Genomic DNA, 7,053 nt, shown 5'->3' with positions numbered 1-7,053 from the left:
GTCAAGGTTCAGGGGCAGGGCACCGATGTCATCAGCCTGACTGCCGGCCTCGGCACTCGCATCGATGCCCAGGGGGTTGTCGCGGCGGCTTATGCGGTCAACCCGGCCGAGCTGACGGCGTGGCGCAGCGGCAAACTGGTGTTCAACAACGCCAGCCTCAGCGAGGTGGCTGCCGAAGTGTCGCGTTATCGCGAGAAACCGCTCACCGTCAGCGACGGCAAAGTCGGCGATCTGCGCCTGACCAGCGTGTTCAATTCCGACAACACCGACGCACTGCTCAAGGCCTTGCCGAGCATCCTGCCGGTGGCCGTGCGCACCCTCGATGACGGCAGTCAGGAAATAATTTCAAAATAAATTCAGGTTTTTTTCGAGTTCATCGTCTTCTTGTCCATCTGCAACTGGTTTGCATTAACAAACGCATGCGCTTGCGATTTACAGGACACAGTTCGACGTGAAAAACACCTCTGCCAACAACAAAAAATCCCATTGGTTGCCGCTGACACTTGCCTTGACGATCAGCGCCGCGCTTCCCCAGGCGTTCGCCGCCGGTGTCATCCATATTCCGGCGCAGCCGTTGGGCCAGGCCCTGAGCGAGTTGGGCCAGCAAACGTCGTTGCAGGTTTTTTTCAATCCTGAACTGGTTGCCGGCAAGCAAGCCCCGGCAGTCGACGGTGACATCTCGCCGGAACAGGCCTTGCGCCAATTGCTGCAAGGCAGCGGTCTGCAATACCAGATCGATCAAGGTTCGGTCACGTTGTCGCCCGTGCCGACGTCCGCTTCGAACGGGCCGCTGGAGCTGGACGTGACCGATATCAAAGTGGTCGGCGACTGGCTCGGCGATGCCGACGTGGCCCTGGTGCAGAACCATCCTGGCGCGCGGACGGTGGTGCGCCGTGAAGCGATGGTCGAGCAAGCGGCGATGAACGTTGGCGAGGTGCTCAAACGCGTCCCCGGCGTGCAAGTGCAGGATGCCAACGGCACCGGTGGCAGCGATATTTCCTTGAACGTCGGCGTACGTGGCCTGACCTCGCGCCTGTCGCCACGCTCCACCGTATTGATCGACGGCGTGCCGGCCGCGGTTGCGCCGTATGGTCAACCGCAGCTGTCGATGGCGCCGATTTCCTCGGGCAACCTCGACAGCATCGACGTGGTGCGTGGCGGCGGTTCCGTGCGTTACGGGCCACAAAACGTCGGTGGCGTGATCAACTTCGTGACGCGCGCAATCCCGCAAGAAGCCACCGGTGAAATCGGCACCACCCTGGAAACCTCGCAGTACGGTGGCTGGAAACACCTCGACAGCGCGTTCCTCGGCGGCACTGCGGACAACGGCATCGGTGTGGCGTTGTTGTATTCCGGGGTGAACGGCAACGGTTACCGCGAAAGCAACAACGGCAACGACATCTCCGATGTGCTCCTCAAGACCCAGTGGGCACCCACCGATGTCGATTATTTCGCCCTCAACTTTCACTACTACGACGCCAACGCCGACATGCCCGGTGGCCTGACGCAAGCGCAGTACGACGCCGACCCGTTCCAGTCCGTGCGCGACTACGACAACTTCACCGGTCGCCGCAAGGATGTGTCGTTCCGCTGGGCACGGGAGATCGATGACCGTACCCAGGCCGAAGTGCTGACGTATTACACCGACAGTTTTCGTGGCAGCAACATCGCCGCCCGCGACCAGAAAACCCTCAGCGCTTACCCTCGTACGTATTACACCTTCGGCATCGAGCCACGGGTGTCCCATGTGTTTGAAGCGGGCCCGACCACTCAAGAAGTCAGCGTCGGCTATCGCTACCTCAAAGAAGCCATGCACGAAGAATCGAGCCGTGTTGCTCTGGCGAACAATCAACCGGTGCTCACCCCGACCTCTGATGGCCACGTGTTCCAGGACCGTACCGGCGGCACCGAAGCCAACGCGGTGTACCTCGACAACAAAGTCGATGTCGGCAACTGGACAGTGACCCCGGGTATCCGCTTCGAACACATCAGCACCGACTGGCACGACCGTCCGGTGCTCGACACCGCTGGCAAGCGCGTGCCGGAAAAGAAGCGCAGCATCGAAAGCAACGAACCGCTGCCGGCCTTGAGCGTGATGTATCACCTGTCCGAAGAGTGGAAGCTGTTCGCCAACTACGAAACCTCGTTCGGCAGCCTGCAATATTTCCAGCTCGGCCAGGGCGGTATCGGTGACAACACCGCTAATGGCCTGGAGCCGGAAAAAGCCAAGACTTATGAGGTCGGCACGCGCTACAACGATGAGGCGTGGGGCGGGGAAGTGACGCTGTTCTACATCGACTTTGATGACGAGCTGCAATACATCAGCAATGACGTGGGCTGGACCAACCTCGGCGCGACCAAGCACCAGGGCCTGGAAGCGTCGGTGCATTACGACCTGTCGGCGCTCAATCCGATGCTCGACGGCCTGACCGCTTACAGCGGTTTCACCTACACCCGTGCCACCTATGAAGGCGATATTCCAGGCTTCAAGGGTCGTGACCTGCCGTTCTACTCGCGTCAGGTGGCCACCGCCGGACTGCGCTACGACATCAATCGCTGGACCTATAACCTCGATGCGTTTGCCCAGTCCAAGCAGCGTTCGCCGGGCACGGGCGTGAACGCTGATGGCAGCTTCAATGGCAACTACATCACTGAAGGTACAGCGGACGGTCAGTTTGGTGATATTCCGGGGTACATGACCTGGAACGTGCGCGGCGGGTATGACTTCGGTTCGCAGCTGTCGAACCTGAAGCTCGGCGCCGGGGTGAAAAACATCTTCGACAAACAGTATTTCACCCGGTCCAGCGACAACAATTCGGGGATGTACGTGGGCGCGCCGCGTACGTTCTTTGTGCAGGCCAGTGTGGGGTTCTGAAAGACCGAGGTGACCCCATCGCCAGCAGGCTGGCTCCCACATTGGTTTTGTGTAGTTCACAAGTCCTGTGGGAGTCAGCTGCTGGCGATAGCTTTATCAGACTCTCAACACCTTGCCGCCAATGGCCACCGCCACCAGCAGCAACGCCATCAAGCCAAAGGCAAAACTCAAACTGCTGCCATGGGCGATAAACCCGATCACCGCAGGTCCCGCGAGGATGCCGGCATAGCCCAGCGTGGTGATGGCCGGCACGGCAATGTGCTCGGGCATGACCGTCTGTTTGCCAACGGCGGTGTACAGCACCGGCACGATGTTCGAGCAGCCCGCGCCCAATAACGCATAACCCACCAGCGCCGCCTGCCAGGCTGGTGCGAACGTGGCCAGCGCCAGGCCCGCTGCGGCTATCAGCCCGCCGACCACAATCACCTGCGTCGAACCCAGACGCCGGACAATCCGGTCACCGGTCAAGCGCCCGGCCGTCATGGTCAGCGCAAAGGCCGCATACCCCAGCCCGGCGTACGCCGTGTCGATCCCGCGCTCTTGCGCCAGGAACACCGCGCTCCAGTCAAGCGCCGCGCCTTCGGCCAAGAACACGATGAAGCACATCCCGCCAATAAACAGCACGATGCCATGGGGCACGGCAAACGCTGGCCCGGCGCTTTCGCTGCCGTAGGGCAACAGGTGCGGCGCCGCCTTCAGCAAGGCCAGCACCAGCACCGCAACCACTAACCACATCGCGCCCAGCGGAGACATTCCAAGACTGAGCAGACCGCTGACGCCTGCCGCACCAACGATCCCGCCCAGGCTGAACATCCCGTGAAACCCCGACATCATGTTCTTGCCACTGGCCCGTTCGACGATCACCGCTTGCAGGTTGACCGTCGAATCCACCGTGCCCAGCCCGGCGCCGAACATGAACAGCGTGGCAATCAACGCCGGCACGCTCGACACCGTCGCCAGCAACGGCAGGGCTGCACAGATCAGCAACGTCCCGCCCGCCGTCACGCGTCGGCAACCGAAGCGCGCTGCCAGCAACCCGGCCAACGGCATCGCCAGAATCGACCCCACCCCCAGGCACAATAGCAACAGACCGAGCGTCCCTTCACCCAGACCGGCCCGCGCCTTGGCGTAAGGCACCAGCGGCGCCCAGGCGGCGATGCCGAGACCGGCAATGAAGAATGCGACGCGGGTGGACATCTGCTCCAGTCGGCCGGGGATGAAGGACGCAGAGATATTGAGGGCAGTCATGAAAATCCTTGGCATTGCGGGTTGCTGACGATAGGCAGGGCAACATCCTTGCATATCAGGCAGCGTCCCGCGACCTTGAGGGCTTTTCACGGTCATGAAGCCGAGTGCCTAAAACGTCCCTCGCGTCTGGCTGACTGCGCCGCTGGTAAAGCTCACGTTGGGCCCCGGCTGCCAACGCACGGCGCCGGAAGCATCGTTGTTGCGTACGATGCATTTCCACTGAATGTCTTGTTTCGCCGGCAAGTTGATTGCGCCGCGCCATTGGTTTTCCAGAGGCGCGTTGGTCAATGCCACGGCATGGGCAGGGTCCCAGGCGCCCAGTTCAAGTGACGATCCCACGGCATAAACGGTCTGGCCGGGGTAAGTCATGGCGTAGTCGCAAGTGAATTGAACGCTGACCGGCGGTTGCTCGGGGGTGGTGCGCCAGATGCGGATTTTGCCGTTATCCCAGGTCAGCGCCGGGTCAGTCAGCTCTTGGGGCAGCTTTTGCAAGTCCGAGTCCAGGGCAACCACCAGGCTGTTACGGGCGCCCGTCGTTGTTGCTACCAGCCCGGAATACTGAGGCTGAAAACGGATCGGCGAGTCAGCCCTGATTCCGGCCTCCTTGCGCAGCTTGATCAACTGGCGGATCAGCTCGCCGCGTTGCCAGTCGTACATGTCCGGCCAATACACGGCGGGTGTACCGGGACTGCTGAGGATATAGGCGTAGGCCTGATTGCGCCGCTCCTCGGGCAACGGCCAGTGATGTTGCCCGCCATAGCTTCCCGGCGAATAGCCGGTGTCGTGGTTATCGACGAAGGTGACCGCAATTTTGCGCCAGTTGGGACCGGGATTGCCGTTGAGCCCATGCCGCCATTCGGCGATTGAACCGTTCTGCATCCGTTCCTTCAGGGCAAAGTCGAAGATGGAGCAGTGGGAACGGTCGGACCAGTCCTTGAGTGAATCCTGCCAACTGGCCTGGCTGCGCCAGTCGTTGGCCGGGTATTCGCTGGGGCCTTTCCACAACTCACCGACACAGAACGGCTGATCGCCCACCGCCGTCATCCAGCGTTCGACGGTTTCCGGTGCGTAGCCGCGAACAAAGTCGAAACGCAGGCCTTTGGCTCCGTACAGTTGGCGCAGATTGACGAGCTCGTTTTTGAAGGTCTCGGATACCGCCGGGTTGCCCGTGTTCAGGTCCGCGTTGCCGTCCATGAAGGCATCGCCTTCATCACACGTGGCGCAATCGTGGCGCCACTCGTTGCGGCCTCTGGGAAACAGGGACGCATTTACCCTACTGTCATCCATGTGGTTGGGCACCACGTCATAGACCACTTGCACGCCGGCAGTATTCAGCGCCGCGGCAGCTGTCTTGAGTTGTTCGTCGCTGCCGTACTGGCTGTTCTTATCGAAGCTGCGCCAGAAATAACCTTCACCACCCCCAGAGGTGCCTTTGATGGCGTCCACCCAGCTGGAATCATCTCGCCATGGCGGCGGCATCCAGATCGCGGTAAAACCATCATTGCCAATTTGACCGGCCATGCGTGCCAGCAGCGCATACCACTTTTCGGGTTCATTGCGACTGGAGTTCCAGTGAAACCCCTGCAACAGGATTTCTTCCCCGGTGCCATTGCGAACCGGGGCTGTTGTGTCGGCCATTGCCGTACCGGTCAAGCCCAGGGCAATGAACAGAAACAGCAGCGAGGTCCTTTTCATGAGCCTGTCCCGAGTACGTATGAAGAGCTTCACTCTGAGCCTGCTGCAAAGGCTTGTCTGCTGTCATAACTGACAGGTAGCTCCAAAAAAATCACGCTTGATAACGGGACGTACATAACTGAACAGGCAGATGTGCTTTCTCTGACGGTGACCTAAAGTACAGGCTCCTTTCAGGCTGACTTCAGGACCGATCCATGACGCCGTTCTACGATGCTCGAGGCAATATCTATGCGGTTGTGACACCAGAGGCGGTGCGTGGCAGCGGTATCGATTTACCGATGCTGGCCAGTCAGGCTGCGCACACCCGCGAGACGTGGGCGTCAGCCGCCATCGAGGCATTTTGTGCTTGGGCCCCCGGCACTCAGCCGCCCGGCAGCAAGGACCATCGTAGCGACGGTTTACTGGTCGGGCCGTTTCAATCGGCGCCGCCGTATGACCTGCTGATCGTCAACACCGACGGCACGCTGGCCGAACGCAGTGGCAATGGGCTGACGATTTTTTCTCAGTCGCTTAGTGAGCACGGATTGATGCCGAAGGAGGCGCCGTGCCTGCTGAGGGTTCATCACGACAAGGCGGACGCCGTTTCGCCGGGGACGACGACAGTCAAACCGGCCGAGATTGATGGCGTGCAAGGATTCTGGCTGGATCTGGGCAAACCTGCGTTAGGACCGCAAGCAGTAGCCGCGCACGGGATTGAAAGCGTGCAGTTGAATGGGCGGGACGTCAGCCATGTGCGGCCCTTGTCCTCGCTTGAACCGGCCTGGAACCGCAGCCAGTTTGTGCGCATCGGCAATCCGCATTGCGTGACGCTGGTGGCGGATGTTGCTGCGTTGCCGAGCAATGAGCAAATGCGTGAATCACCATTGGCTGAGGGCTTGATGCGCATTGCTTATGCCATGCCGACCGGAGCCGGTGAGCCGTGTCCGGCAGGGGTGAATGTGCAGTGGGCGATGCTTGAATCTGAAGGCCAAGTCGTCGCGCGGGTGTTTGAGCGCGGGGAAGGGCCGACGGCGTCTTCGGGCACCAGCGCCAGTGCGGTGGCGTGTGCGGCTTGGCGTGTGGGTTGGGTGGCGGCGGGCGAGGTGAAAGTGGTGATGCCGGGCGGCACGGCGCCGATTTTGCTGGAGGAAGTGGACGGGGAGTTGAGTCGGGTCAGGTTGTTTGGCACGGCTCGGCTGATGGGTTGAACTCAGCAAAGCTATCGCCAGCAGGCTGGCTCCCACAGGGGATGTGTG

Annotated in this window: 5 protein-coding genes; 3 read left to right on the top strand and 2 right to left on the bottom strand. The window is 61.0% G+C overall.

The genetic code is table 11. The features are described 5' to 3' along the window. Both AC1DRJ_RS04600 and AC1DRJ_RS04595 read left to right on the top strand, forming a co-directional pair. Window positions 1–354, top strand: a 354-nt coding sequence (locus AC1DRJ_RS04600; RefSeq protein WP_477801049.1) for a FecR family protein, incomplete at its 5' end; no start/stop codon positions are given. Between the two features lie 97 nt (window positions 355–451). Continuing rightward, entirely contained in the window at window positions 452–2,875 is a 2,424-nt protein-coding gene (locus tag AC1DRJ_RS04595; RefSeq protein ID WP_477801048.1) for a TonB-dependent siderophore receptor, read from the top strand. Between the two features lie 96 nt (window positions 2,876–2,971). Here AC1DRJ_RS04595 and AC1DRJ_RS04590 read toward each other — a convergent pair whose 3' ends face one another. Beyond that, the gene (locus tag AC1DRJ_RS04590) at window positions 2,972–4,123 is read right to left on the bottom strand and encodes an MFS transporter (protein WP_477801047.1); all 1,152 of its coding nucleotides are present in this window, start codon (window positions 4,121–4,123) and stop codon (window positions 2,972–2,974) included. A 108-nt stretch (window positions 4,124–4,231) separates the two neighbouring features. Next, complete coding sequence (locus AC1DRJ_RS04585; protein ID WP_477801046.1) at window positions 4,232–5,818, bottom strand: glucan 1,4-alpha-maltotetraohydrolase domain-containing protein; 1,587 nt, start codon at window positions 5,816–5,818, stop codon at window positions 4,232–4,234. Window positions 5,819–6,012: 194 nt separating this feature from the next. Between AC1DRJ_RS04585 and AC1DRJ_RS04580 the strand changes: the two genes are divergently transcribed. Continuing rightward, a complete protein-coding gene (locus AC1DRJ_RS04580; RefSeq protein ID WP_477801045.1) occupies window positions 6,013–7,005 on the top strand; it encodes a diaminopimelate epimerase in 993 nt (330 codons plus the stop codon). The last annotated feature ends 48 nt before the right edge of the window (window positions 7,006–7,053 follow it).

This window comes from Pseudomonas sp. P5_B2, from assembly GCF_056400445.1.
The sequence above is the reverse complement of the archived record's forward strand: the minus strand, read 5'-3'. Positions and strand labels throughout refer to the sequence as shown.

Bases quoted from the DNA above. Each gene is read 5' to 3' on its own strand.
- AC1DRJ_RS04590 (WP_477801047.1), bottom strand. From the start codon at position 4,123: ATGACTGCCCTCAATATCTCTGCGTCCTTCATCCCCGGCCGACTGGAG.
- AC1DRJ_RS04585 (WP_477801046.1), bottom strand. From the start codon at position 5,818: ATGAAAAGGACCTCGCTGCTGTTTCTGTTCATTGCCCTGGGCTTGACC.
- AC1DRJ_RS04580 (WP_477801045.1), top strand. From the start codon at position 6,013: ATGACGCCGTTCTACGATGCTCGAGGCAATATCTATGCGGTTGTGACA.